The sequence below is a fragment of the Bordetella genomosp. 1 genome (genome assembly GCF_002261335.1).
Taxonomy (GTDB): Bacteria; Pseudomonadota; Gammaproteobacteria; order Burkholderiales; family Burkholderiaceae_B; genus Bordetella.
In genome coordinates this window covers 118,943-144,832 of the sequence record NZ_NEVL01000007.1, presented here as the reverse complement: position 1 = coordinate 144,832, position 25,890 = coordinate 118,943, and the positions used below count along the sequence as shown (strand labels likewise).

The 25,890-nt window shown below is 68.5% G+C and carries 26 protein-coding genes; all 26 read left to right on the top strand.

The window, feature by feature from the left end; genetic code table 11:
- Nucleotides 1-52: 52 nt before the first annotated feature.
- The 26 genes from pseI (at nucleotide 53) to CEG14_RS24775 (ending at nucleotide 25,890) form a co-directional block, all read left to right on the top strand.
- Nucleotides 53-1,039 (top strand): pseudaminic acid synthase, encoded by a 987-nt coding sequence (pseI, locus tag CEG14_RS24895; protein WP_373454233.1) that lies wholly within the window; start codon nucleotides 53-55, stop codon nucleotides 1,037-1,039.
- 7 nt (nucleotides 1,040-1,046) lie between these two features.
- Nucleotides 1,047-2,027, top strand: coding sequence for a Gfo/Idh/MocA family protein (locus CEG14_RS24890; protein ID WP_094829107.1), 981 nt, complete (start codon nucleotides 1,047-1,049; stop codon nucleotides 2,025-2,027).
- A gap of 39 nt (nucleotides 2,028-2,066) precedes the next feature.
- Nucleotides 2,067-3,374, top strand: coding sequence for a DegT/DnrJ/EryC1/StrS family aminotransferase (locus CEG14_RS24885; RefSeq protein ID WP_094829106.1), 1,308 nt, complete (start codon nucleotides 2,067-2,069; stop codon nucleotides 3,372-3,374).
- A 13-nt stretch (nucleotides 3,375-3,387) separates the two neighbouring features.
- Entirely contained in the window at nucleotides 3,388-3,903 is a 516-nt protein-coding gene (locus CEG14_RS24880) for a GNAT family N-acetyltransferase (RefSeq protein WP_094829105.1), read from the top strand.
- Nucleotides 3,893-4,783, top strand: coding sequence for a hypothetical protein (locus CEG14_RS24875; RefSeq protein ID WP_094829104.1), 891 nt, complete (start codon nucleotides 3,893-3,895; stop codon nucleotides 4,781-4,783). Before CEG14_RS24880 ends, CEG14_RS24875 begins: the two co-directional genes overlap by 11 nt.
- Nucleotides 4,780-5,910 carry an N-acetyl sugar amidotransferase gene (locus tag CEG14_RS24870; RefSeq protein WP_094829103.1) on the top strand — a complete coding sequence of 377 codons (1,131 nt, stop codon included), beginning with the start codon at nucleotides 4,780-4,782 and terminating at the stop codon, nucleotides 5,908-5,910. Before CEG14_RS24875 ends, CEG14_RS24870 begins: the two co-directional genes overlap by 4 nt.
- A complete protein-coding gene (gene hisH / locus CEG14_RS24865) occupies nucleotides 5,907-6,527 on the top strand; it encodes an imidazole glycerol phosphate synthase subunit HisH (protein ID WP_094829102.1) in 621 nt (206 codons plus the stop codon). Before CEG14_RS24870 ends, hisH begins: the two co-directional genes overlap by 4 nt.
- On the top strand, nucleotides 6,520-7,299 hold the full coding sequence (locus CEG14_RS24860; protein WP_094829101.1) for a HisA/HisF-related TIM barrel protein: 780 nt from the start codon (nucleotides 6,520-6,522) through the stop codon (nucleotides 7,297-7,299). Before hisH ends, CEG14_RS24860 begins: the two co-directional genes overlap by 8 nt.
- Complete coding sequence (locus tag CEG14_RS24855; protein ID WP_094829100.1) at nucleotides 7,296-8,543, top strand: N-acetyl sugar amidotransferase; 1,248 nt, start codon at nucleotides 7,296-7,298, stop codon at nucleotides 8,541-8,543. The genes CEG14_RS24860 and CEG14_RS24855 overlap by 4 nt, the downstream gene beginning before the upstream one ends.
- Nucleotides 8,544-8,711 carry a hypothetical protein gene (locus CEG14_RS26470; protein WP_179280674.1) on the top strand — a complete coding sequence of 56 codons (168 nt, stop codon included), beginning with the start codon at nucleotides 8,544-8,546 and terminating at the stop codon, nucleotides 8,709-8,711.
- Nucleotides 8,712-8,726: 15 nt separating this feature from the next.
- Nucleotides 8,727-10,196, top strand: a complete 1,470-nt coding sequence (locus CEG14_RS24850; RefSeq protein WP_094829099.1) for a capsular polysaccharide export protein, LipB/KpsS family — start codon at nucleotides 8,727-8,729, stop codon at nucleotides 10,194-10,196.
- Nucleotides 10,193-10,726, top strand: coding sequence for a DapH/DapD/GlmU-related protein (locus CEG14_RS24845; protein WP_094829098.1), 534 nt, complete (start codon nucleotides 10,193-10,195; stop codon nucleotides 10,724-10,726). Before CEG14_RS24850 ends, CEG14_RS24845 begins: the two co-directional genes overlap by 4 nt.
- Before the next feature lie 16 nt (nucleotides 10,727-10,742).
- The gene (locus CEG14_RS24840; RefSeq protein WP_094829097.1) at nucleotides 10,743-11,594 is read left to right on the top strand and encodes a hypothetical protein; all 852 of its coding nucleotides are present in this window, start codon (nucleotides 10,743-10,745) and stop codon (nucleotides 11,592-11,594) included.
- Nucleotides 11,595-11,631: 37 nt separating this feature from the next.
- Complete coding sequence (locus CEG14_RS24835) at nucleotides 11,632-12,849, top strand: hypothetical protein (RefSeq protein WP_143277279.1); 1,218 nt, start codon at nucleotides 11,632-11,634, stop codon at nucleotides 12,847-12,849.
- A 49-nt stretch (nucleotides 12,850-12,898) separates the two neighbouring features.
- Entirely contained in the window at nucleotides 12,899-14,173 is a 1,275-nt protein-coding gene (locus tag CEG14_RS24830) for a hypothetical protein (RefSeq protein ID WP_094829095.1), read from the top strand.
- A 70-nt stretch (nucleotides 14,174-14,243) separates the two neighbouring features.
- Nucleotides 14,244-15,317: a dTDP-glucose 4,6-dehydratase gene (gene rfbB, locus CEG14_RS24825; RefSeq protein WP_094829094.1), complete on the top strand. Its 1,074-nt coding sequence runs from the start codon at nucleotides 14,244-14,246 to the stop codon at nucleotides 15,315-15,317.
- The gene (gene rfbD, locus CEG14_RS24820) at nucleotides 15,314-16,207 is read left to right on the top strand and encodes a dTDP-4-dehydrorhamnose reductase (protein ID WP_094829093.1); all 894 of its coding nucleotides are present in this window, start codon (nucleotides 15,314-15,316) and stop codon (nucleotides 16,205-16,207) included. Before rfbB ends, rfbD begins: the two co-directional genes overlap by 4 nt.
- A 2-nt stretch (nucleotides 16,208-16,209) precedes the next feature.
- A complete protein-coding gene (gene rfbA, locus CEG14_RS24815; RefSeq protein WP_218831361.1) occupies nucleotides 16,210-17,094 on the top strand; it encodes a glucose-1-phosphate thymidylyltransferase RfbA in 885 nt (294 codons plus the stop codon).
- The gene (gene rfbC, locus CEG14_RS24810; RefSeq protein ID WP_094829092.1) at nucleotides 17,091-17,660 is read left to right on the top strand and encodes a dTDP-4-dehydrorhamnose 3,5-epimerase; all 570 of its coding nucleotides are present in this window, start codon (nucleotides 17,091-17,093) and stop codon (nucleotides 17,658-17,660) included. The genes rfbA and rfbC overlap by 4 nt, the downstream gene beginning before the upstream one ends.
- A 7-nt stretch (nucleotides 17,661-17,667) precedes the next feature.
- Nucleotides 17,668-18,807: an NAD-dependent epimerase/dehydratase family protein gene (locus CEG14_RS24805; protein WP_094829091.1), complete on the top strand. Its 1,140-nt coding sequence runs from the start codon at nucleotides 17,668-17,670 to the stop codon at nucleotides 18,805-18,807.
- A gap of 2 nt (nucleotides 18,808-18,809) precedes the next feature.
- Nucleotides 18,810-19,379: a serine O-acetyltransferase gene (locus CEG14_RS24800; RefSeq protein ID WP_094829090.1), complete on the top strand. Its 570-nt coding sequence runs from the start codon at nucleotides 18,810-18,812 to the stop codon at nucleotides 19,377-19,379.
- Entirely contained in the window at nucleotides 19,376-20,374 is a 999-nt protein-coding gene (locus tag CEG14_RS24795) for a hypothetical protein (RefSeq protein ID WP_094829089.1), read from the top strand. The genes CEG14_RS24800 and CEG14_RS24795 overlap by 4 nt, the downstream gene beginning before the upstream one ends.
- Nucleotides 20,375-20,383: 9 nt before the next feature.
- Nucleotides 20,384-21,412, top strand: a complete 1,029-nt coding sequence (locus tag CEG14_RS24790) for an MraY family glycosyltransferase (protein WP_094829230.1) — start codon at nucleotides 20,384-20,386, stop codon at nucleotides 21,410-21,412.
- A gap of 145 nt (nucleotides 21,413-21,557) precedes the next feature.
- Nucleotides 21,558-23,480, top strand: a complete 1,923-nt coding sequence (locus CEG14_RS24785; RefSeq protein ID WP_306437069.1) for a nucleoside-diphosphate sugar epimerase/dehydratase — start codon at nucleotides 21,558-21,560, stop codon at nucleotides 23,478-23,480.
- A 63-nt stretch (nucleotides 23,481-23,543) separates the two neighbouring features.
- The gene (gene waaC, locus CEG14_RS24780) at nucleotides 23,544-24,563 is read left to right on the top strand and encodes a lipopolysaccharide heptosyltransferase I (protein WP_094829087.1); all 1,020 of its coding nucleotides are present in this window, start codon (nucleotides 23,544-23,546) and stop codon (nucleotides 24,561-24,563) included.
- A 1-nt stretch (nucleotide 24,564) separates the two neighbouring features.
- On the top strand, nucleotides 24,565-25,890 hold the full coding sequence (locus CEG14_RS24775; protein WP_094829086.1) for a 3-deoxy-D-manno-octulosonic acid transferase: 1,326 nt from the start codon (nucleotides 24,565-24,567) through the stop codon (nucleotides 25,888-25,890).

The following is a 25,890-nucleotide window of genomic DNA, read 5'->3' as shown; positions in this document are numbered from 1 at the left end:
CATTGGCACGCGCCTGGTCGGCCCCGGCCACGCGCCCTTCATCATTGCCGAGATGTCCGGCAACCATAACCAGTCGCTGGATCGCGCGCTCGAGATCGTCGAGGCGGCGGCACGCACCGGCGCGCACGCGCTCAAGCTGCAGACCTACACCGCCGACACGATGACGCTGGACGCGGACGGGGACGAGTTCCACATCCGCGACGAGAATTCGCTGTGGAAGGGCGAGTCGCTCTACAACCTCTACAAGCAGGCCTACACCCCCTGGGAATGGCATGCGCCGCTGTTCGCCCGTGCGCGCGAACTCGGCATGATCCCGTTCAGCACGCCTTTCGATGACAGCGCGGTCGACTTCCTCGAGTCGCTCGACGTCGCCTGCTACAAGATCGCGTCGTTCGAGAACACCGACCTGCCGCTGATCCGCCGCGTGGCCGCGACCGGCAAGCCGATGATCATCTCGACCGGCATGGCATCGGTGGCCGAGCTCGACGAGTCGGTGCGCGCGGCGCGCGAGGCGGGCTGTCGCGACCTGATCCTGCTGAAGTGCACCAGCACCTACCCGGCCACGCCGGAAAACACCAACATCGCCACCATCCCGCACATGCGCACGCTGTTCGACGTGCAGGTCGGCCTGTCGGATCACACCATGGGCGTGGGCGTTTCCGTCGCCAGCGTGGCGCTGGGCGCCACCGTGATCGAAAAACACTTCACGCTGGCGCGCGCGGACGGCGGCGTCGACAGCACCTTCTCGATGGAACCGGCCGAGCTGGCCTCGCTGGTGGTCGAGACCGAGCGTGCCTGGCAGGCGCTGGGCAAGGTGCAATATGGCGCCACCAGCGCCGAGAAGAAGTCGCTGCAGTTCCGCCGCTCGCTCTACGCGGTGCGCGACATCAAGCAGGGCGAGGTGCTGAACGCCGAGAACGTCCGTGCGATCCGTCCGGGCCTGGGCCTGCCGACGCGGCATCTGGAGCAGGTGCTGGGCCTGCCGGCCGCGCGCGACATCAAGCGCGGCACGCCGCTGTCCTGGGATCTGCTGAAGTAAGCCGGCCATGAGCGGATTGAGTGTCCTGATCATCGGCTGCGGCAACATCGCGGGCGGTTTCGATGCCGAGCGCGCGCCCGATGCCGCGCCGCTGACGCACGCGGGCGCCTTCAGCGAGCACGCGGGCTTCACGCTCGCGGCCTGCGTCGACCCCGACGCGCAGCGCGCGCAGGCCTTCGCGCAGCGCTGGTCGGTGGCGCGTGCCGCCACCTCCCTCGCCGAACTGGCGGCCGCGCCGGGCGACTTCGACGTGATCAGCATCTGCTCGCCGACCGCGCTGCATCCCGAACACCTGGCGGCGGCGCTCGCGCTGCGGCCGCGGCTGATCTTCTGCGAGAAGCCGGTCACGCCCACGCTGGCGCAGACGCGCGAATGGGTGCAGGCCTGCGAGGCCGCCGGGGTGCTGTTCGCGATCAATCACACGCGCCGTTGGGCGCCCGACGTGCAGCGCCTGGCCGCCGAATTGCGGGCCGGCCAATGGGGCGCTGTGCGCGGCGTCGCCGGTCAGTACAACAAGGGCGTACTGAACAACGGCGGCCACATGGTCGACCTGCTGCACGCCTTGCTGGGCGAGCTGTCGGTGGTGTGGGCGGGCCAGCCGATCTGGGATTTCTGGCCCGACGATCCGACCGTGGCGGCGGTGCTGCGCGGGCCCGCGGGCGTGAACGTCTCGCTCAATCCGGCACACGCGGCCGACTACGCCTATTTCGAACTGCAGCTCATCACCGAGCGCGGCGTCATCACCATGGAAGACGGTGGCATGTTTTGGCGCGTGCGGCGCGCCGTGGACAACCCGCATTTCAAGGGATACCGCTCGCTCGAAGCCGGCGAACGCCAGCCAGGCGAGTACGTGCTGGCCATGCGCCGCGCGGTGCAGAACATCCACGCTGCGCTGGAACACGGCGCCGCCCTCGAAAGTACCGGTCATTCCGCCATGCAGGCCCAGGCGGTGTGCGAAGCCCTCAAATCAGCCGCGCTGGCGGCCTAGTCCATTTTCATTTGCGCTGACCATCCTCAGGAACAAGCCATGAGCACCGACAATCTCGCGATTCTGGGCGGCACGCCCGTCATCTCTCGCACGCTCGATCACTTCCACAGCGTGGGCGAGGAAGAGGCGCTGGTCGCCGCCGACGTGGTGCGCTCCGGCGTGCTGTCCGCCTATATCGGCGCGCCCGGCGAGGGCTTCATGGGCGGCGTGCAGGTGCGCGCCTTCGAGGCCCAGGCGGCCGAACACTTCGGCGTCAAGCACGCCATCGCCGTCAATTCCTGGACCTCGGGCCTGATCGCCGCCGTCGGCGCCATCGGCATCGAACCGGGCGACGAGATCATCACCACGCCGTGGACCATGGCCGCCACGTCGACCGCGATCCTGCACTTCAACGGCATCCCTGTGTTCGCCGACATCGATCCGGTCAGCTTCAACATCGATCCCGCTAGCGTCGAGCGCCTGATCACCCCGCGCACGCGCGCCATCCTGGCCGTCGACATCTTCGGCCAGTCGGCCGACATGAAGGCGCTGCGCGCCATCGCCGACAAGCACGGCCTGCGCATCATCAGCGACACGGCGCAGGCGCCGGCGGCGCGCTACTTCGACAAGTACGCGGGCACGCTGGCCGACATCGGCGGCTACAGCCTGAACTATCACAAGCACATCCATTGCGGCGAAGGCGGCATCCTCGTCACCGACGACGACAAGCTGGCCGAGCGCCTGCGCCTGATCCGCAACCACGCCGAAGTGGTGATCAAGAGCAACGATCCGGCCGAGCTCAACAACATGCTGGGCTACAACTTCCGCATGGGCGAGATCGAGGCTGCCATCGCCGCGGTGCAGCTGCGCAAGGTCGACGGCCGCGTCGCCAGCCGCCAGCGCATCGCCGACGAACTCAACGCCGGCCTGGCCGGCCTGGCGGGCCTGTCCACGCCCGAGGTGAGCGAGGGCTGCACGCACGTCTATTACGTGTATGGCATGACGCTCGACGTCGACGCGCTGGGCGTGCCGCGTGCGCGCATCGCCGAGGCGCTGCGCGCCGAGGGCGTGCCGTCGCTGGTGGTGGGCTACCAGAACCTGCACCTGCTGCCGATGTTCCAGAACAAGATCGCCTACGGCGCCAAGGGCTTCCCCTGGACCTCGCCGTACGCCAGCCGCGACGTCGACTATTCGCACGGCATCTGCCCGGTGGCCGAAGACCTGCACGAGCGTCGCTTCCTGGGCCTGAGCATCTGCATGCACGAGTATCCCTCGCAGGACGTGCAGCTGGTGATCCAGGCTTTCAAGAAGGTCTGGGCCAACCTCGACCAGCTCAAGACCGCGGCGCCGATCGCCGCCACGGCCTGAGGCGGGGCGGGTCATGATCCTGCAAGGGCAGAAAGTGCGGTTGCGGCCGTTCACGCCTGACGACGTCAGCGCCGACTATCTCGGCTGGCTGAACGACGCCGAGGTCGTGCGCTTCAGCAACCAGCGCTTTCGCCGCCACGACCAGGCATCGTGTCTGGCCTACCTGCGCTCCTTCGATGGCAGCCCGAATCACTTTCTCAGCGTGCGCGATCTCGACGACGCGCCGCTGGGCACGATGACGGCCTACGTCTCGCCGCAGCACGGCACCGCGGACATGGGCATCATGATCGGCGCGCGCCGGGCCTGGGGCCAGGGCTACGGCCTGGACGCCTGGCGCACGCTGGGCGAATGGTTGCTCGCGCAACCGGGCATGCGCAAGCTGACCGGCGGCACGCTGGCCTGCAACGTGGGCATGGTGCGCATCATGGAGCGCGCCGGCATGCAGCGCGAGGCGGTGCGCGTGGCCCAGGAGCTGGTCGATGGCACGCCGCAGGACATTGTCTACTATGCGAAATTTCGTGACGCCTGAGCTGCCGCCCGGAACGGCGGTGGTGTGCCACGACGCCGGCGCGGCCAACATCATCGTGGCCGGCCTGCGCGCGAGCGGCCGCAGCGACTGGCGGCCCGTGATGCACGGGCCCGCGCACGCGCTGTGGACGCGCGCCTTCGGCGAGCCCGGCACGGCCGACCTGCACGACACCATCGCGCGTGCGCCGATGTTGATCAGCGGCACCGGCTGGGCCAGCACGCTGGAGCACGACGCCCGCCGGATCGCGCGCGACGCCGGGGTGCCGAGCGTGGCGGTCATCGATCACTGGGTCAATTACGCCGCGCGCTTCGAGCGCGATGGCGAGGTGGTGTGGCCAGACGTGTTCTGGGTCACCGACGAGTACGCCGAGGCCGAGGCGCGGCGGGTGTTCGGCGCGCAGGCGCGCATCGAGTGCGTGCGCAACGAATACGTCGAGGCGCAGCTGGCGGCGATCGCCGCCGTCGCGCCCGCGTCTCCCGCCGAGCTGCTCTACGTGCTGGAGCCCACGCGCAACGACTGGGGCCGCGGCGAACCCGGCGAGTTCCAGGCGCTCGACCAGTTCGTGCGCCTGCTGCCCGCGCTGGGCCTGCCCGACGCGCTGCGGATCGTGTTGCGGCCGCATCCGTCGGACCCGCCCGGCAAGTACGACGCTTGGTTGAGCGCGCAACATGACGCGCGGATGGTGCTGGATGTCGAGCCCGACATCGGCGTGTCGATCGGGCGCGCGCGCTGGATCGCCGGCTGCGAGTCGTTCGCGCTGGTGCTGGGCCTGCGCGCGGGCCGCGACGTGATCTGCACCTTGCCGGCCTGGGCGCCGGCCTGCCGCTTGCCCCATCGCGGGATGATTCATTTGAAAGACATCGAGAGTAAGGCGAAATGAAATACTGCTCGCGCTGCTTGCAGCCGGACACCCGGCCCAACACGCACTTCACGCCCGAGGGCATCTGCCCGGCGTGCGACTACTTTTCGCGCCTGAAGAACGTGGACTGGCAGGAGCGCTACGAGATCCTGCAGGATCTGCTCGCCACGTTCCCGCGCCGCCCGGGCCAGCAGTTCGACTGCATCATCGGCGTGAGCGGCGGCAAGGACAGCACGCGCCAGGCGCTGTGGGTGCGCGACAAGCTCGGCCTCAAGCCGCTGCTGGCCTGCCTGAGCTATCCGCCGCAGCAGGTGACCGAGCGCGGCGTGGACAACATCTCCAACCTGATCGAACTGGGCTTCGACGTGGTGCTGTCGGCGCCGGCGCCGACGACGTGGCAGCGGCTCATGCGCGAGTCGTTCCTGCGCTTCACCAACTGGGCCAAGTCGACCGAGCTGGCGCTGTTCAGCTCCGTGCCGCAGCTCGCGATCCGCTACGACATCCCGCTCATCCTGTGGGGCGAGAACCCTGGCCTGCAGCTGGGCGATCTCAAGACGCTGGGCCGCACCGGCTACGACGGCAACAATCTGCGCTACATGAACACGCTGTCGGGCGGCGCGGCCGACTGGATGCTCGAGGCCGGCGTGCAGCCGCGCGACCTGCTGCCCTATCGCTACCCCTCGCCCGAAGAGTTCGACGCGCACGGTCTGCAGATCGTCTACCTGGGCTGGTTCCTGGGGGATTGGTCGCTCGTGAACAACGGCATGTACTCGGCCGCGAGCGGGCTGCAGATCCGTGAAGACACGGTCGAGAACACGGGCGACCTGCTCGGCGTGACCTCGCTGGACGAGGACTGGGTCACGCTGAACCAGATGATCAAGTACTACAAGTTTGGCTTCGGCCGCGTGACCGACTACGTGAACGAAGAGATCCGGCTCGGCCGCGTGACGCGCGACGAGGGCATTGCGCTGGTCGAGAAGTACGACGATGCGTGCGCGCCGGAGTACATCGCCAGCTTCTGCGAATACATCGGCATGTCGGTGGACGATTTCTGGCGCCAGGTGCGCGCCTCGGTGAACCGCACGCTGTTCGACGTGGACGACGCCGGCCGCATCACGCGCCGCTTCCGCGTGGGAGAAGGATTATGAAACGACGCACCATCGGTATCGTCGACTACGGCGTGGGCAACCTCGCCTCGGTGTGGCGCGCGCTGCACAACATGGGCTATCGCTGCCGCATCAGCAGCGAGCGCGACGTGCTGAGCGAGACGGACCTGTTGCTGCTGCCCGGCGTGGGCGCGTTTCCGGCGGCGATGCAGGCGCTGCACGCCTGCAATCTCGTCACGTATCTGCAGGAGCAGGCGCGGAGCGGGCGCCCCATCGTGGGCATCTGCCTGGGCATGCAGCTGCTGGCCGACACCTCGGAAGAGCTGCAGACCACCGCGGGCCTGGGCCTGATCCCCGGCCAGGTGCAGGCGATCCGGCAGGCGCGCTGGCACATCGGCTGGAACAGCATGGAAGTGCTGGGCGACGACGACATGCTGCGCCCCAGCGACGGACAGTCGCTGTACTTCAATCATTCGTATGTGTTCGAGGCGCCCGAGCCGTACCGCGCCGCCGTGGCGCGGCTGGACGGGCAGAGCGAGCCGTTCACGATCGCCGTGCGTCGAAACAATCTGGTGGGGCTGCAGTTCCACCCCGAAAAGAGCCAAGCGGCCGGACGCACGCTGCTGGGCAATGTGATCGAGGGGCTGTGCCGTGCTTAAGAAGCGCCTGATCGGTGTCGTCACCGTCAAGGACGGCTGGGCCGTCCAATCGTTCGGCTATCGCCGCTATCTGCCGCTCGGGCGTCCCGAAGTGCTGATCGAGAATCTCGATCGCTGGGGCGCCGACGAGGTGGTGCTGCAATGCATCGACCGCACCCGCCAGGGCCAGGGCCCCGACTTCGCCCTGCTCGAACGCGTGGCGCGCAAGGGCCTCTCGACCCCGCTCATCTACGCCGGCGGCATCGCGAGCGTGGACGATGGCGTGGCCGTCATCAAGGCCGGTGCCGACCGCATCTGCCTCGATGCCCTGCTGCATGACACGCCGGCCTCGGCGCGTCTGCTGGCCGAGCGCCTGGGCGCGCAGGCCCTGATCGCCGCGCTGCCGCTGTCGGTGGAGGCCAAGGGTCTGCGCTGGCTCGATTACCGCAACGGGCAGCAACAGCCGCTGTCCGACGCGGTGACCGCGCTGCTGCGGGAAGGCGTGCTGTCGGAGGCGCTCGTGATCGACTGGCGCAACGAGGGAACGCCGGGCGCGTTCGATGCGCGCCTGCTCGACCAGTTTCCGGTGGCCGACGTGCCGTTGCTGGCCTTCGGTGGCCTGAGCGAGCCCGGCCAACTGCGCGACACGCTGCAACGCGGGCGCGTGGTGGCGGCCGCGGTCGGGAATTTCCTGAGCTATCGCGAACACGCCGTCCGTCTGTACAAGCAAGAACTCGGTGGCCTGCCGCTGCGCGCACCCGCCGTCGAACGAACCTTCCCGACTCCGACATGAAGCACGCTCTCACCTGCCGCCGCTGCCTGTACACGACCCGTCATCCCCTGGGCCTGACGCTCGACGACGAAGGCATCTGCTCGGGCTGCCGCATCCACGAAGAGAAAGACAGCCTCGACTGGGATGCGCGCTGGGCCCGCCTGCAATCCCTGGTGGCGCCGTATCGCAGCGCGGGCGGCACCACCTACGACTGCATCGTGCCGGTCTCGGGCGCCAACGATTCGTACTACATCGTGCACCTGGTCAAGGAGCGGCTCGGCCTCAACCCGCTGCTGGTGACGTACAACAAGTACTTCAACACGCCGCTGGGCATCCGCAACCTCGCCAACCTGCGCATCCGTTTCGATTGCGACATCCTGGTGCAGAACGTGAACCCGCTGTCGGTGAAGAAGATCACCCGCGCGGCGTTGCGCCAGTTCGGCAGCCTGTACTGGCACTGCCTGGCGGGCCAGACCGTGTTCCCGGTGCAGACCGCGGTACGGTACAAGGTGCCGCTCATCATCTGGGGCGCGCACCAGGGCCTCGAGCAGGTCGGCATGTTCTCGCATGAGCACGAGGTCGAGATGACCCGCCGCTACCGCAAGGACCACGACCTCATGGGCCACGAGGCCGATGACCTGCTCAGCATCTTCGACACGCTCGACGAGGGTGACATCTGGCAGTACCGCTATCCGGAGGATGCCGACCTCGAGTCGGTGGGCGTGCGCGGCCTCTATCTCGGCAACTTCGTGCGCTGGGATCCGAAGGCCCAGCACGAACAGATGGTGCGCACGCACGGCTACGAGTCGGCGCCGTTCGCCCGCACGTTCGACACCTACGACCACGTCGACTGCTTCAACTTCATGGACCTGCACGACCAGCTCAAGCTGTACAAGCATGGCTACTCGAAGGTGACCGATCACGCGTCGCGCGAGATCCGCCACGGCCGTCTGTCGCGCGAGGAAGGGCTGGCGCTGGTGCGCAAGCACGAGCAGGCGCCGGTGCGCCAGACCGACAAGTTCTGCGAGTGGCTCGGCGTGGATCCGCGCGGCCTGCAGTTCATCATGGACCAGCACCGCAACCCCGCGTTCTGGACCCAGGACAAGCCCGGCCAGTGGCGCTTCCATGGCCTGAGCACCCAGGCCCAGCCGGCCGACGCCGAAGCCGTCGCGCCGTGGCGCGACGACCGCGCGTTCACGGCCACCAACGTGCTCGAGTACGAGGGCGTGGACCGCTACATCACGATCGGCAAAGGGTATCCCTGAATGTCCGGCCAGGGCATCCATTCCGCGCTGAAGTACAGGCGGGATATCGACGGCCTGCGCGCGATTTCGGTCGCGCGTCGACCGTCGATGGGCGTGGCTTCGCGGCGTGTTGATATTCGTCATGCCGAGGCCTGTGCCGCCCGGGTGATCATGGAGCGCTCGCGCTGAAGACCAAGTAAAACCATGAAAAAACAAATTCTCTGTCTGTCGCGCGCCTATCTGTCGCGACTGTTTCCCGCGATGGCCGCGCGGCATGCCGGCGCCGATTACTTTCATATCGTGCAGACCGACGCCGAAGAGGCCGACATCCGCGCGCAGGGCGGCAATGTGGTCTTGAATCTCGAGCGCGTGGTGCGCGAGGGCATGGCCCGGGACGAGGCCACGACGTGGCGCGAGCCGGCGGACTTCCGCGCCGTGACCGAGTTCGACTGGTCGCCGATCTACAGCGACCGCAGCCTGGTGAACTTCGCGCCGGCATTGCGCGACCGCATCGCCGGCATCCTGCACGCGGCGGTGGCCGACGTGTTCGCGCGCCATCGCTTCGACGCGTTCGTCAGCGAGCCGGTGGCGATCTTCATCACGCACCTGCTGTTCTACTACTGCCGCAAGCACGGCACGCGCCCGCTGCTGTGGGCCAACAGCTATTGGCCGGACTACTTCTATTTCGTCGACGCGACCGACCTGACCCAGCCGATCCGCACGGCGCCGGTGACCGACGCCGAGGCCGAGGCATTGCGCCAGAAGGTGGAGACGTTCGTCGACGGCGTGGCGCAGGACAAGGCCGGCCCGATCTATCACCACGCGTTTTCGGGCGTGCGCAATTCGCGGCTGGGCTACTTCAAGCAGCGCAAGGGCGAACTGCCGCTGGTGCTCAGGCCGGGCTGGAGCAGCCAGGTGCTGCAACTGCTGCGGCTCGGCCGTGCGAGCTACAAGCGCCTGCGTTTCCCCGGCGGGGCCGACTACATCACGGCGGGATCGGTGGCCGAGCACAAGGCCTACATGCGCTTTCTCATGACGCCGCGCCGCATCTATGATGCGCCGCCGGCCGAGTACAGCGCCGACAACGTCGTGTATTCGCTGCAGTACGAGCCCGAGGCGTCGCTGCTGTACTTCGGCGCTCCGTGTGCCGACCAGATCGCGTTCGTCGAGACCCTCCTGCGCGCCCTGCCCGACGGCAAGGTGCTGTGGGTGAAAGAGCACCCGAACCAGTTCGGTGCGCTGGGTGCGCGCCGCTGGCGCGAACTCAAGCGCCGCTATCACAACCTGCGCTTCGTGCACGGTCGCGAAAACGGCCGCTACCTGCTGCGTTGCGGCCCGCTGATGGTCACCATCACGAGCAGCATGGGCATGGACGCGCTCATCCAGGGCCGCCGCGTGCTGGTGGCGGGCGACGTGTTCTACAACACCTTCACGGGCGCCACGCAGGTGCGCTCCTACGAGGCGCTGGCGCGCGCGCTGAACGAGCCGGTCAACTACACGCCGAGCGACAACGCCGCGGCCAACGTGGGCGAGATGGCCGCGTTCGGCCTGGGCTGCTATCCCGGCGATCCGCAGCCGTCGGCCACGCTGTTTTCCGAGGCCAACCTCGACGCGCTGGTGCGCGCGGTCGACGTCGAGGCCGGGCGCGCGCTGACGCGGGAGGCGACGGCATGATCAAACGCCTGCTGGGGCGCATGCTCTCGATCGAGTCGCACATCCGCGGCCAGATCCGTGTCTCCACCTTCTTCTGGCGCAAGGTGCCGCTGCTGGGCAAGCCGATCTCGCTGATCCTCGACCGGCTGCTGCTGTGGTGCTATGCCATCGATCTGCAGGCGCATTCGATCCGCGTGGCCCAGCTCGCCATCTCGCATCCCGGCGGCGTGCTGCTGGGCGGCAACGGCGTGGTCTCCACCGGCCGCGTGGCGATCATGGCCGGCGTGAAGCTGGTGGCGCGCAGCCCATCCGACCCGGAATATCTGCGGCGCCATGCCACGCGTGAAGTGTTCCGCCTGGGCGACAATGTCGTGATCGGCGCGAACGCCGTCGTGATCGGCCCGATCGATATCTGCGACAACGTGGTCATCGGCGCGATGAGTCTGGTGAACAAATCCATTACCGAGCCCGGCGTGTACGTCGGGACGCCCGTGCGTCGCATCGCCGACGTCAACAGCGACGAGTGGGTCGCGCATCTGCCGAAAATCTGAGTTCCGAGGAGCCATCATGTCGATCCGTTCCGTGGCAAGTTTCATCCGCTGGCGTCTGGTGCCGTTGCGCTATCTGCAGACGCTCTCGACCAACCGCCGTGTCGCGCGCGAGCGCTGGGCCATGCCCTCGCGCGAGATGAACGACGTGCAGACCCGCGGCTATGCGCCGGGCCCGTCGCTCGGCCCGCAGGCGCTGGAGGCGATCTCCGCCATCTACCGGCCGCGCACGGCCGAGGTGCAGGCGCGCACTACCGGCCATCCGTTCGTGAACCTGTTCCGCGCCGAAGACATCCGGGCGGACAACCCCGTGGTGCGCTTCGCGTTCTCCGAGGCCGTGCTGGGCCGGGCCGCCGAATACTTCGGCAACCAGGTGACGCTCGACAGCATCCAGGTGCTGTATTCCTACCCCACCGAGGGCGCGCCGCGCGAGAGCCAGCTGTGGCACAAGGACTACGGCGATTCGCGCTCGCTGCATTGCATGACCTACCTGAACGACGTGCAGGAGCCGCAGGACGGTCCGTTCGCCTTCGTCGACCGCGCCGACAGCGCCCGCATCCGCCGCTCGCCGTTCGTGCGGCGTATCGACGACGCGCAGTTCGCGCGCGAGCTGGGCGACGGCGAGGTGCGTTACTTCAAGGGCACGGCCGGCACCTCGGTGTTCGTCGACCCCGCGGCCTGCTATCACTATGGCAGCCGCTGCCGCAATCCGCGCCTGGCCATCTTCGTGACCTTCAATACCGACCGCCCGTTCGTGCCGCCGATCCCGTTGGTCGACGCCAATGCGCAGGCGCTGTTCGACGTGGCGCGCGAAGTCCGGCCCGACCTGAGCGAGCGCTTCCTGCGCACGCTGCTGCGGCTCAACGGATGACCCCGGTGCGACACCGCGGCCACGGACGGACCGCGCCGTGAAAGCCTTCTTTGCCCTGATGCTGGTGGCCTCGGGCCTGGGTTTCGTCAAGATCCTGGCGCTCGCCAAGATCATGCCGGGCGCGGCCTTCGGCGACTACGTGTCCATCGTCGGCGTGGCCATGCTGTCGGCGAGCGTGCTGAGTTTCGGCGCGATCGAGGGCACCATCAAACGCTACCCGCGCCTGTGGGTGGCCGGCCAGCGCGCCGCGATCGGCAGCGACGCCCGGTCCATCGTCGTGCGCGTGACGCTGCGCTTTCTCGCCGTGGCGGTGCTGCTCGCCGCCATCAACGACGTGTTCGGCTGGTCGTACTCGCGCCTGGACGTGGTGATCGGCACCCTGTTCGGGCTGGGTACGGCGCTGCAGGCGCTGATGGCGTCGTTGCTGCGCGCCGTCGACCGCGCCAGCGCGCTGGCCTCGTTCAGCCTGGCACGCAGCAGCTTTGCCTTCGTCGCGGCCATCACCGGCGGCGCGCTGGCGGGCTGGGAGGGGGCCCTGACGGGCGAGGTGCTGGCCTGTGTGGTGTCGCTGGCGCAAGGGCGCTGGATCGCGCTGCGCGCCTATCGCGACCTGCCCGCCGGCTCGGGCGAGGTGGCCGAACTGGTGCCCGAGAACCGCCACGACGGCCTGCGCCTGTATCTGGCCAACACGCTGTCGTCGGTGACCGGCCTGGGCGACCGCGCCTTCGTGAACGCCGCCCTGGGTGCGGCGGCGGCCGGTTCGTATGGCGTGCTCGCCATGGTGTTCCAGGTGGGGCAGCTGCTGGTCGGCATCCTGGCCCAGCGCATCGGCACCACCTTCATCAAGGCCAGCTATGCCGGCAATACCGGCTACGACGCCGTGCGGCGCATCTGGCTGGTGTTCGCGGGGCTGTTGCTGGTGGCCGGCGGCATGGTCGGCACCCTGCTGCTGCTCGAATGGCTGAACTGGCCCGCGTCGTTTTTCGATAAATACACGCTCTCGCCGCTGTCGATAATCCTGGCGGGCGGCGTTGCCGCCATGCAGATATATACGGTGATCGAGTTTTATCTGTTGTCGCGCGACCAGGAAAATGGCGTATTGGCGGCCAGTATAATCGGCGCCATTTTGCTGGTGGGCTGCTTCATAATCGGAAGCCATAATGCCTGGCCGCTGGAATGGTTCATCGGATCCGTATTCCTCGCCAAGGCCGCGCAGCTGCTCGCGCTGGTGGTCGCCGGCAGGGCGGCACGATGAGGCCGGCCGTGCGGGCGTGGCCGCCAGTCAGTGATACGCGGAGAGCGTCATGTACGTAGTGTGTGGCCTGTTCCTGCTGGCAACCGTATTTCCCTATACGCAGATCGTGCCGTCCAGCGGCTATACCCAGCCCTATGCGATGCTGCTGGGCAGCATGATTTTCCTGATGCGCTTCACGCCGATCTGCGCGGCCATGAGCCGCCATGACCGCTGGGCGCTGTTCGGCTTGGCGCTGCTGGGCGTGTCGGTATTCTTCCTCAGCGCGTTTCCGTACGACAACGTGCAGGAGATCAAATACCTGCTGAATTATCTGTCGCCGCTGGTGGTGGGCGGGGCGGCGCTGTTCTGCGCCACCCGTTACCCCGAGCTGACGCGGCGCGTCGTGCTGTTTGCCCTGTTCGCGTGGTTTTTCACCGCGATCGTGCAGTGGCGCATCAAGCCGGACTTCCTGGCCTTCCTGGTCGGGCCCTGGGCCGGCGTGGCGCTCGACATGGCGGCCTCGGGCCGCGGCGTGCTGTCGCTGGCCCCCGAGCCCACCCATCACGCCTTCCACATGATGCTGCTGGCCGCCGCGGCCAGCCTGCTGGGCCTGGGGCGCTGGGTGGTGCTGCTGTGCCTCGTTTCGGTGCTGATCCTGGCCAAGTCGTCCAACGCGCTGCTGGTGCTGGCGCTGGGTTTCGCATGGTTCGCCTGCCTGCGCCCGACCCGCTTCGTGGTGGTGGCCGCCGCCGGCCTGCTCGGGCTCAGCCTGCTGCTCAGCCTGCACGACAGCGTGCTGCCCAGCGGCAGCCGGATGGCCATCCTGCTGGGCGAAATGCTGCAGGACCCGTCGCAGTTGTTGCGAGATCGCAGCGCCAACGCGCGCCTGGGCGGTCTGGCGGCCTCCACGATGTATCTGTTCCAGGACTGGCTGATGCCGCACGGGATGGGTTTCGACGCCTGGCAACAGGCCGCGGCCTCCATTCTCAAACAGTTCGACTGGCTGTTCTCCATCAGCGACGGCGGGCCGCCCTCGGGCTACGGCATCCTGGTGTTCCAATGTGGCCTCCTGGCCGTGCCGCCGCTGGCGATCATCATCTCGCGCATCGCCTCGGTCCCCGTGCCGCGGCCGCAGCGCTTCATCGTGCTGTCGGCGATCGTGGTGTTCCTGTTTCAGTTTTATGTGTCGTCACCGATGTTTGGATTCATTTACGCGATGGCGATCTATGCTCACCGGCGCATGCTGGCCCCGGAGGTGGCGGATGTGCGAGTGGGTGCCGGCCCCCGCCCCGTGTCCCTGGCGCCGGAGGGCGGGTCGCTACAATTGGTAAAATTTCGCGCCTGAACGCCGACAGGCGCTGGCAGCCGCGCCGACCGGGGACGCGGGCCGTCGGACGTGGCTTGGTAATAAATCTATGAAAATACTGATCAGTGGGGGAGCCGGATTCATCGGCTCGGCGGTCGTACGGCATGTGCTGCGCGACACGCCACATAGCGTGGTCAACGTCGACAAGCTCACCTACGCGGGCAATCTGGCCTCGCTGGCCGAGTGCGCGGACGACCCGCGCCATGCCTTCGAGCGGGTCGACATCTGCGACCGCGCCGAGCTCGACCGCGTCCTGCGCGAACACCGGCCCGACGCGATCATGCACCTCGCGGCCGAGTCGCACGTGGACCGCTCCATCGACGGACCGGCCGACTTCGTCCAGACCAACCTGGTCGGCACCTATACCCTGCTCGAAGCGGCGCGCGCCTACTGGGCCACGCTCGAGCCGGCTGCCCGCCAGGCATTCCGTTTCCACCATATTTCCACCGACGAGGTCTACGGCGACCTGGAGGACGACGAATCGCTGTTCGTCGAGACCACGCCGTACGCGCCGAGCTCGCCCTATTCGGCCACCAAGGCCGGCTCCGACCATCTCGTGCGCGCCTGGCACCGGACGTTCGGCCTGCCCGTGCTGGTCACCAACTGCTCGAACAACTACGGCCCCTATCACTTCCCCGAGAAGCTGATCCCGTTGATGATCCTCAACGCGCTGGAGGGCAAGCCGCTGCCGATCTATGGCAAGGGCGACCAGATCCGCGACTGGCTGTACGTCGAGGACCATGCTCGCGCCCTGGTCACGGTGCTGACGGCCGGCGCGGTGGGCCAGACCTACAACATCGGCGGCCACAACGAGAAACGCAATCTCGACGTGGTGCATGCGCTGTGCGACCTGCTGCAGGCGCTGCGGCCGCGCGCCGAGGGCCACTACCGCGACCTGATCACCTATGTGCAGGACCGCCCCGGCCACGATCGCCGCTATGCGATCGACGCGGGCAAGATCGAGCGCGAGCTCGGCTGGCGTCCGCGCGAGACCTTCGAGACCGGCCTGCAAAAGACGGTGCAGTGGTACCTGGACAACTCCGGGTGGGTGGACGGCGTCAAGAGCGGCGCCTACCGCCAGTGGCTCGACAAGCAATACGGCGAGCAGGCGGGCACGCGATGAAGATCCTGCTGCTGGGCAAGAACGGACAGGTGGGCTGGGAGCTGCAGCGCGCGCTGGCGCCGCTGGGCGAGCTGGTGGCGCTGGATCGCCATGGCGAGGCCGGGCTGCACGGCGATCTGGCCGATCCCGCCGCGCTCGCGGCCACGGTGCGCGCGGTGCGCCCCGACGTGCTCGTCAACGCGGCCGCCTACACCGCGGTCGACCGGGCCGAGCAGGAGCGCGAGCTGGCCTGGACCATCAATGCCGAGGCGCCCGGCGTGCTCGCGCGCGAAATGGCCGCCCTGGGCGGCTGGCTGGTGCACTATTCCACCGATTACGTCTTCGACGGCAGCGGTACGATGGCACGTGCCGAGGATGCCGAAGTCGGCCCGCTCAATGAATATGGCCGCAGCAAGCTGGCCGGCGAGCGGGAGATCGCGAGCAGCGGCGTGCGCCATCTCACGCTGCGCACCAGCTGGGTCTATGCAGCGCGAGGCGGCAACTTCGCCAAATCGATGCTGCGCCTGGCCGCCGAGCGGCCGCAGTTGCGCGTGGTCGACGACCAGATCGGCGCGCCCACCGGCGCGGACCTGATCGCCGACGTGACCGCGCTGGCGCTGTTGCAGGCGCGCGAGCGTGATGCGCTGGCCGGGTGCTATCACCTGAGCGCCGCGGGCGAGGTGTCGTGGTGCGATTACGCACGCCACGTGATCGACACCGCGCGCGCGCTCGGCAAGACGCTCGCGGTGCAGGAGGTCCTGGGCATCCCCTCGGCAGAGTATCCGACGCCGGCGCCGCGTCCGCGCAATTCGCGCCTGGACACGTCGCGCCTCCAAGCGGCCTTCGGCCTGCGCCTGCCGCACTGGCGCGCGGGCGTGACGCGCATGTTGAACGAAATCCTGACGAACTGATCATGACATCCCGCAAAGGCATCATTCTGGCCGGAGGTTCCGGCACCCGGCTGCACCCCATCACGCTCGGCGTCTCCAAGCAGATGCTGCCGATCTACGACAAGCCGATGATCTACTACCCGCTGTCGGTGCTGATGCTGGCGGGGATACGCGACATCCTGATCATTTCGACGCCGGTCGACCTGCCGGCCTTCCAGAAGCTGCTCGGCGACGGGTCGAACTTCGGCATTTCGCTCAGCTACGCGGAGCAGCCCTCGCCCGACGGGCTGGCGCAGGCCTTCCTGATCGGCGAATCGTTCATCGGCCACGACGACGCCTGTCTGATCCTGGGCGACAACATCTTCTATGGCCAGAGCTTCTCGGCCAACCTGAAGGCCGCGGCCAGCCGCAAGCAGGGCGCCACTGTGTTCGGCTATCACGTCTCGGATCCCGAGCGCTTCGGCGTGGTGGAGTTCGACGCGCAGCGCAAGGCCATCAGCATCGAGGAAAAGCCGGCCAAGCCCAAGTCGAACTACGCCGTCACCGGCCTGTATTTCTACGACAACGACGTGGTCGAGATCGCCAAGTCGATCAAGCCCTCGGCGCGCGGCGAGCTCGAAATCACCGACGTGAACCGCTGCTACCTGGAGCGCGGCTCGCTCAACGTCGAGATGCTGGGCCGCGGCTTTGCCTGGCTCGACACCGGCACGCACGAGTCGCTGCTCGAGGCCAGCCACTTCGTGAGCACCATCGAGCAGCGCCAGGGGCTGAAGGTGGCGTGCCTCGAGGAGATCGCGTTCCATGCGGGCTGGATCGACGCCGCCAGCCTCGATGCGCAGGCCGAGCGCCTGGCCAAGACCGGCTACGGCCAGTATCTCAAGAAGCTGTTGCAGGAGCCCACCCGATGAAGCTGACCCAGACCCGCCTGCCCGAGGTCGTGGTGATCGACCTGACGCTGTTTCCCGACGACCGCGGCTGGTTCGCCGAGAGCTACAGCGACCGGCGCTTCCACGACGGCCTGCGCGCCTTCGGACTGACCCCGCCGCGCCCCTTCGTGCAGGACAACCATTCGCTGTCGGCCAAGGGCGTGCTGCGCGGCCTGCACCTGCAGAAGGCGCCGCATCCGCAAGGCAAGCTCGTGCGCGTGGTCGCCGGCGCGGCCTTCGACGTCGCGGTGGACGTGCGCGTGGGTTCGCCCACCTTCGGCCAGTGGGTCGGCGTCGAGCTCAGCGCGGCGAATCACCGCATGCTGTGGATTCCCGAGGGCTTTGCGCATGGCTTCATGGCGCTCGAAGACGACACGCATTTCCTCTACAAGACCACCGACTACTACGCCCGCGATTGCGAGCGCGCCGTGCGCTGGGACGACCCGGCCATCGGCATCGAGTGGCCCGACCTGACGCCCGTGCTGGCGGCCAAGGACGCCGAGGCGCCCACGCTGGCCGAGGCGCGCGACGCAGGCGATCTTTTCTGAATTCACCATGACGATCAAAACTGTACTGATTACCGGCGGCGCGGGCTTCATCGGCTCGCACCTCACGCCGAAACTGCTGGCCCGCGGCCTGGCCGTGCGCATCCTCGATCCGCTGATCCCGCAGGTGCATAACGCCGTGCCCGCCGGCCTCGAATGGCTCGAGCAGCCCGGCGTCGAATTCGTGCGCGGCAGCGTGACCTCGCGCCCCGACCTGGAGCGCGTGCTCAAGGGCGTGGATGCGATCGTGCACCTCGCCGCCGAGACCGGCACCGGCCAGTCGATGTACGAGATCGCGCGCTACAACGAGGTCAACAGCCAGGGCACCGCGCTGCTGTTCGACGTGCTGGGCAAGATGGACGGTCACGCGGTCAACCGCGTGGTGCTGTCGTCGAGCCGTTCGGTCTACGGCGAGGGCGCCTACGAGCGCCCCAGCGACGGCGCGCGGGTGTTCCCCGGCATGCGCACCGGCGCCGAGCTGTCGGCCCAGCAATGGGAGCCGCGCTGCCCGCAGACGGGCGAGGAGCTGCGCATGGTGCCCACGCGCGAGAGCGATCCGCTCTCGCCGGCCTCGATCTACGCGGCCACCAAGTACGCGCAGGAAGACCTGGTGCGCATCGCCTGCCAGGCGGGCGGCATCGGCTATGCCATCTTCCGCCTGCAGAACGTCTACGGCGAACGCCAGTCGCTGCACAATCCCTACACCGGCATCCTCTCGATCTTCTCGACCAAGATCCGCCGCGGCTCCGAGCTGCCGCTGTTCGAGGACGGCCTCGAAAGCCGCGACTTCGTGCACGTGGACGACGTGACCGATGCGCTGCTCGGCGGCGTGCTGGCGGCCGAGTCGCCCGACTGCGTGATCAACGTCGGCAGCGGCGTCGCCACCTCGGTGCGCGAAGTGGCCGAGGAGCTGTCGCGGGCCTACGGCAAGGAGCCGAACGTGGTCGTCACCGGCCAGTTCCGGATCGGCGACATCCGCCACAACATCGCCGACGTGACCCTGCTGCGCGAAAAGCTGGGCGTGACGCCGCGCGTCTCGCTGGCCGAGGGCCTGCGCCGCTTCGCGGCCTGGGTGCTGGAGCAGCCCATCGCCGAAGACCGCCTGGAGCAGGCCAATCGCGAGCTGCGCGAACGCAAGCTGATGAACTGACCATGGAACACGCCGTTCCCGTCCGTCTCGGCCTGCGCGCCCTGCTGCGCGCCGACCTGGTGCGACAACGCGAGTTGTTCGCCGCCGGCAACACGCGCCGCCTCTGGCTGAGCGCGCTGTCGCCGCGCTTCGCGCCGGTGCTGCTGTGCCGCCTGGCGCAATGCAGCGACCGCGCCGGGCTGGGTCCGTTGGCGAAGGTGTTCTCGCTGCTGAACTTCATGGTGTTCGGGCTGGAGATCGCGCCGCGCTGCGACATCGGGCCGGGCGTGTTCTTCCCGCACACCCAGGGCACCGTGATCGGCGCGCAGCGCATCGGCGCCAACGCCGTGATCTACCAGGGCGTCACGCTGGGCGCGCGCGACCTGGACTTCACCTACGACGCCGCGCACCGGCCGGTGTTGGGCGACAACGTGATGTGCGGCGCCGGCGCCAAGATCCTGGGCGGCATCACGGTCGGCAACAACGTGACCGTGGGCGCCAATTCCGTGCTGCTGATGTCGGTCCCCGACCGGGTGGTCGTGGCCGGCATCCCCGCGCGCGTGGTTCGCGGCTCTCCTGAAGGCACCGAATGATCTCGCTGCAAAACAAACGGGTGCTCTACGTGGCGCCCAAGTTCTTCGGCTACGAACAGGACATCGGCGAGGAGTTCCGCCGACGCGGCGCCCACGCCGATTTCCTGCTCGACCGGCCGTTCAACACGCCCTTCATGACAGCGGTAACGCGCTTCAAGCGCGACTGGATCATCAAGGCCGCCGACCGCTATTACCGCGACGCGCTCGCGGCCCTGCCGGGCGCCGACTACGACCTGGTGTTCGTGGTGAATGGCCAGACGCTGTCCGAACAGACGCTGCAGGACTGGCGCAAGCGCTTTCCCGGCGCGGTGTTCGTGATGTACATGTGGGATTCGTTCGGCAACCGCCCCAACGCGGTGACGAACATGAAGTACTTCGACCATGTCTTCACGTTCGACCGCAACGACGCCGAACGCTACCAGCTCAATTTCCGCCCGCTGTTCTTCGTGCGCGGCTTCGAGCGCGAGCCGGTGGCGCAGCCCGACTACGACATCAGCTTCGTGGGTACGGCGCACACCGATCGCTACGCCGTCGTCTCGCGCGTGAACGCCGCCTTGCCGGCGGGCGCCGTGCCGCACTGGTACCTGTACCTCCAGGCGCCTTGGGTCTACTGGGCCTACCGCGTGCTGTATCGCGACTTCCGCAACGCGCCGCGCTCGGCGTTCCGCTTCGAGCCGCTGGCGAAGGCCACGGTGCAGTCGATCTTCAACAACTCGCGCGCCATCCTCGACGTGGAGCACGCGCAGCAGACCGGCCTGACGATGCGTACCCTCGAGACGCTGGGCGCGCGCAAGAAGCTGGTCACCACCAATACCGCCGTGCGCGACTACGATTTCTATCGTCCCGCCAACGTCTGCATCATCGATCGCCAGCAGCCCCGCATCCCCGACGATTTCTTCACGCGGCCCTACGAAGACATCGCGCCGGAGATCTATCAGCGTTATCGCCTCGAGGGCTGGCTCGACGAAATGCTGGCCGCGACCGGCCGCTTCTAGAGTTCCGTGATGTCTACGCTTTCCACTCTCTACTGGGTGCTGCCCCTGGCGCTGGTGCTGTCGGTCTGGATGACCGGCCAGCTGCGCCGCTATGCGCTCGCGCGCAGCATCATCGACGTGCCCAACGCGCGCAGTTCGCACACCGCGCCCACGCCGCGCGGCGGCGGCGTCGCCATCGTGGTGACGTTCCTGCTGTTGTTGCCGCTGCTCACGGCCTACGGGCTGGTGGCCGGCACCACGGCGCTGGCCGTGGGCGGGGCCGGCCTGCTGATCGCGGTGATCGGCTTTCTCGACGACCATGGCCACGTGGCGGCGCGCTGGCGCCTGCTGGCGCATTTCAGCGCGGCCGCCTGGCTGCTGTATTGGGTCGGCGGCATGCCGCCGGGCGTGCTGCCCGCGCTGGTGCCGGGCTGGCTGGCAAACGTGCTGGCCGCCTTCGGCCTGGTGTGGCTGCTCAACCTCTACAACTTCATGGACGGCATCGACGGCATCGCCAGCGTCGAGGCGCTGTCGGCCTGCATCGGCATCGCCGTGTTGTACGGCCTGCTGGGCGCGCCCGAGCTGGGCGCGGTGCCGATGCTGCTCGCGGCCGCCGTGTGCGGCTTCCTGGCCTGGAATTTCCCGCCGGCGCGCATCTTCATGGGCGACGCGGGCAGCGGCTTCCTGGGGATCGTGCTGGGCGCCCTGGTGCTGCAGGCGGGCTGGCTCGATCCGGTGGCGTTCTGGGCCTGGATCATCCTGCTCGGCGTGTTCATCACCGATGCCTCCTGGACCCTCGCGCGCCGCCTGCTGCGGCGCGAGAAGGTCTACGAGGCCCACCGTTCGCACGCCTACCAGTACGCCTCGCGCCAGGCGGGGCGCCACCTGCCGGTGACGCTGGCGGTCGCCGCGATCAATGTTTTCTGGTTGTTGCCGTGGGCCCTGCTGGTGGGCACAGGCGGGGTGCATGCGGGCCTGGGCGTGGTCTGCGCCTATGCGCCGTTGCTGGTGCTGGCGTGGCGGTTTCGCGCCGGGCAGCGCGAGCCGGCGCCTGCCTGACCCGGTACGTGCCTGCTGACGGCAGCGGCGGCGGCGAGTAGAGTATTCCGTTATGCTGCGCCCGGCGCGTGTCCGGCCTCATGCGGGCCGCAGCGGCTGCGTTCCACGCGAAATAACCAAACAACATCGTTGCAAGGTGCAGCTTTTGAGCAACACTTTCCGTTCCCTGCTGGTATTCCTGTTCGACATCCTCGCCGTGGTCGTGGCGTGGGTCGGCGGCTTTTTCATTCGATTCAATTTCGATATGCCGCCGTCCTACTATGTGGGCTCGATGTTCCAGTGGTTGCCAGTGCTCGCGCTGGTGCATGCCGTGGCCTGTCGCCTGGCTGGCCTGTACCGCGGCATGTGGGTATTCGCCAGCCTTCCCGACCTGCGCCGCGTGCTCAAGGCGGTGGGCGTCTCGGCGCTCGCCCTGTGCGTGCTGCGCGCGATCAGCGTGAACGAAGCCACGATCCCGCGCTCGCTGCTCGTGCTCTATCCGCTGCTGCTGATCCTCATCATGGGCGGCGGCCGCGCCGCCTGGCGCATGTGGAAGGAACACCGTCTGTACGGCCGCCTGGCGGGCCAGGGCAAGCCGGTGGTGATCGTGGGCGCCGGCACCAGCGCCAACATGCTGTTGCGCGACCTCCAGCGCAGCGCCGACTGGCAGGTGGTCGCGCTGGTGGACGACGATCCCAAGAAATGGGGCCGTGAGCTCTACGGCTATCCGGTCGTGGGCGCGATTTCGCAGCTGCCCGAGGTGCTGGCGCAGAAAAAGGCCAACCACGTCATCCTGGCGATGCCTTCGGTCAGGGCCGAGGCCCGCCGCAAGGTGATGGACCTCTCCGTGCGTGCCGGCGCGCAGGTGTTCACCGTGCCCAGCGCGGATGAGTTGCTGAGCGGCCGCATCGCCATCAGCAGCATGCGGCCGGTCGATATCGAAGACCTGCTGGGCCGCGAGCCCGTGCGCATCGATTCCGCGCCGGTCGAAGACATGCTGGCCGACAAGGTCGTGCTGGTGACGGGCGCCGGCGGTTCCATCGGCAGCGAGCTGTGCCGCCAGCTGGCGCGCTTCAAGCCGCGCGCGCTGGTGCTGGTGGAGTCGAGCGAGTTCGCGCTCTACAACATCGAGCAGTGGCTGTCGCAGCACTTCCCCGACCTGCGGCGCGTGCCGCTGGCCGGCGACGTGAAGGACGCCCAGCGCATGGACGAGATCTTCGGCCAGCATCGCCCCGACGTGGTGTTCCACGCCGCGGCCTACAAGCACGTGCCGCTGATGGAAGTCGGCAACGCCTGGCAGGCGGTGCGCAACAACGTGCTCGGCACCTACTGCGCCGCCGAGGCGGCCGCGCGCCATGGCGCCCAGCGCTTCGTGCTGATCTCCACCGACAAGGCGGTCAACCCCACCAATGTGATGGGAGCGACCAAACGCTTCGCCGAGATGATGTGCGAGGCCCTGGCCAAGACCTATCTCAACACCAGTTTCGAGATCGTGCGCTTCGGCAATGTGCTGGGCAGCGCGGGCAGCGTGATCCCCAAGTTCCAGGAGCAGATCGCCCGCGGCGGTCCGGTCACGGTCACCCATCCCGACATCAACCGCTTCTTCATGTCGATCCCCGAGGCGGCCCAACTGGTGCTGCAGGCGGCGGCCATGGGGCAGGGCGGCGAGATCTTCGTGCTCGACATGGGCCAGCCGGTCAAGATCGTGGACCTGGCGCGCAACATGATCCGCCTGTCGGGCCACACCGAAGACCAGGTTCCGATCCACTTCACCGGCCTGCGCCCGGGCGAGAAACTCTACGAAGAGCTCTTGGCCGACTCGGAACAGACGCGCGAGACCTGCCATCCCAAGCTGCGCATCGCGCGCTCGCGGGCGGTGCCCGACACGTTCCTGCCGGAGGTCCGCGCCTGGATCACCCGGCTCAGCCCGGTCAGCGACGACGACGTGCGCGCGGGGTTGCGTCACTGGATGCCGGAGTACCAGCCCAACCCCGACGGCGTCTGCGACGGCGAGGCCGCGCCCGCGGCGGCGCCCCAGGATGCGAAAAAAACCTCGGTGCCCGCACCCCGGGTATCACTGCTGCAGTAGCCAATTGTTGTACATTCCGAGGATTTACCGAACCTGCGCCGTCCCCACGGCGCTTCCTCATTGATGGCCACACGCATACTGATCGTCCGCACCTCCTCGCTAGGCGACCTGGTGCACATGCTGCCCGCGATCTCGGATATCGCCCGGCATGTACCTGATGCCAAGATCGACTGGATCGCGGAGGAAGCCTTCGCGGAGATTCCGGCATGGCATCCGGCGGTCGGCAACGTCATCAAGGTGGCGCATCGGCGCTGGCGCAAGGCCTGGTGGTCGGAGCAGGTGCGGCGCGAGCGCGCGGAGCTGCGGCAGCGGCTGCGCTCCGAGCCCTACGACATCGTGCTCGACATGCAGGCCCTGCTGAAGTCGGCCTGGCTGGTGCGCCAGACGCACGGCGTGCGCCACGGGCTGGACTGGCGCTCGGCGCGCGAGCCGCTGGCCTCGCTGTTCTACAACGTGCGCCATCGCGTGGAATTCTGGCAGCCGGCCGTGATCCGGCAGCGCAAGCTGGCCGCGCAGACCTTCGGCTACACCTACGCGGGGGCGCCCGACTTCGGCCTGCAGGGCTTCGCGCGGCCCATGACCGATCCGCTGCCCGAGCTCTCGCTGGGCGGCGACGACGGCCGCCGCCTGCATCACGTGAACAGCGACCGCGGCTATGCGGTCATCATGCCCTCGGCCAGCCGCGACGACAAACTCTGGCCCGAAGACGACTGGCGCGCCGTGTTCCGGCGCCTGCAGAGCGCGGGCTGCACGCTGCGCCTGCTGGCCGGCAACGAACAGGAATCGCAGCGCGCCGCCGCGCTGGTGTCGGGCATGGAGGGCGTGGAGATCATGCCGCGCATGGACCTCACCTCGGTGGCCCGCCTGCTGGCCGGCGCGCGCCTGATGGTGGGCCTGGACAGCGGCCTCACGCACCTGTCGGCGGCCCTGGGCCGGCCGACCATCGGCATCTATCGTGCCTCCACCCCGGTGCGCACGCCGCTGGTGGGCTCCAACTTCACCGCCAGCCTGGGCGATCGCGGCGCCTCGCCGTCGCGCGAGGCCGTGATGGCCTCGGTGGAACAGGCGCTGGCGGCGTCCTGAGATGCGCCGCGGCGGCTACACCCTGGCCCTGCGCGCGCTGGCGCCGCTGCTGTGGCTGTTCATGTGGCGCCGCGCGCGTCGCACGCCCGGCCAGTGGGAGATCCTCGGTTCGGCCCGCTTCGGCCACGTTCCCTCCGCCGTCCTGCATGACGATGCCCCGGTCTGGGTGCATGCGGTCAGCCTGGGCGAGACCCGCGCCGCCCAGCCGCTGATCCAGGGCCTGCTCGACGCCGGCCTGCCGGTCTTGCTCACGCACATGACCGCCACCGGGCGTGCCGAGGGGGCGCGCCTGTTCGAGGCCGCGATCGCGCGCGGCCAGCTACGCCAGACCTGGCTGCCCTACGATTTCCCGGCCTCCGCCCGGCGTTTCATCGCCGCGGTGCGGCCGCGCTGCGGTCTCATCGTCGAGCGCGAGATCTGGCCCAACGTGCTGGCCGAGGCCAGTGCGGCCGGCGTGCCGCTGGCGCTGGTCAATGCGCGGTTCTCGCCCGGCTCGCTGCGCCGGGCGCGGCGCCAGGGCACGGTGATGCGCGAGGCGCTGGGCCGGCTCGATCGCGTGCTGGCCCAGACCGCCGACGACGCCGCGCGGCTGGCCGAGGCCGGCGCCCACGGCGTGCAGGTCACCGGCAATCTCAAGTTCGACCTCACCCTGCCGCCCGCGCTGCTGGCGGCGGGACGCGACTGGCGCGTCGCCAGCACCCGGCCGGTCATCGTGATCGCCAGCACGCGCGAAGGCGAGGATGCGATGTTCGCGGCCGCCATCGCCGCGGCCCGGGCGCGCTCGCGCGCGCTGTTCGTGCTGATCCCGCGCCACCCGCACCGCTTCGACGAGGCCGCGGCGCATCTCGAGGGCGCCGGCCTGCGCTGCGTGCGCCGCTCGCAGGCGCCACAGGTGCCGGGCGACGAGATCGATGTGGTGGTGGGGGATTCGCTGGGCGAGATGCCGTTCTATTACGCCAGCGCCGACGTGGCCATCGTGGCCGGCAGCTTCGCGCCGTTCGGCGGGCACAACCTGATCGAGGCCTGCGCGGCAGGCACGCCGGTGATCGTGGGGCCGCACACGCACAATTTCGAGCAGGCGGTGGCCGACGCGATCGAGGCCGGCGCGGCCGAACGCGCGGCCGATGCGGCCGCGGCGGTGACGCTGGCACTGGATTGGGTGCAGGACGCGCCGGCGCGCGCGCGCAGGGCGCAGGCCGCGCAGGCCTGGACGGCGGCCCATGCCGGCGCGGTGAAGCGCACGCTGGCCGCCCTGGCCGACTGGCTCGGTCCAGAGCGCCCCTCAGGACGCCCCTCTGCAGGGCGCCCCTTTGCAGGGCGCCCCTGA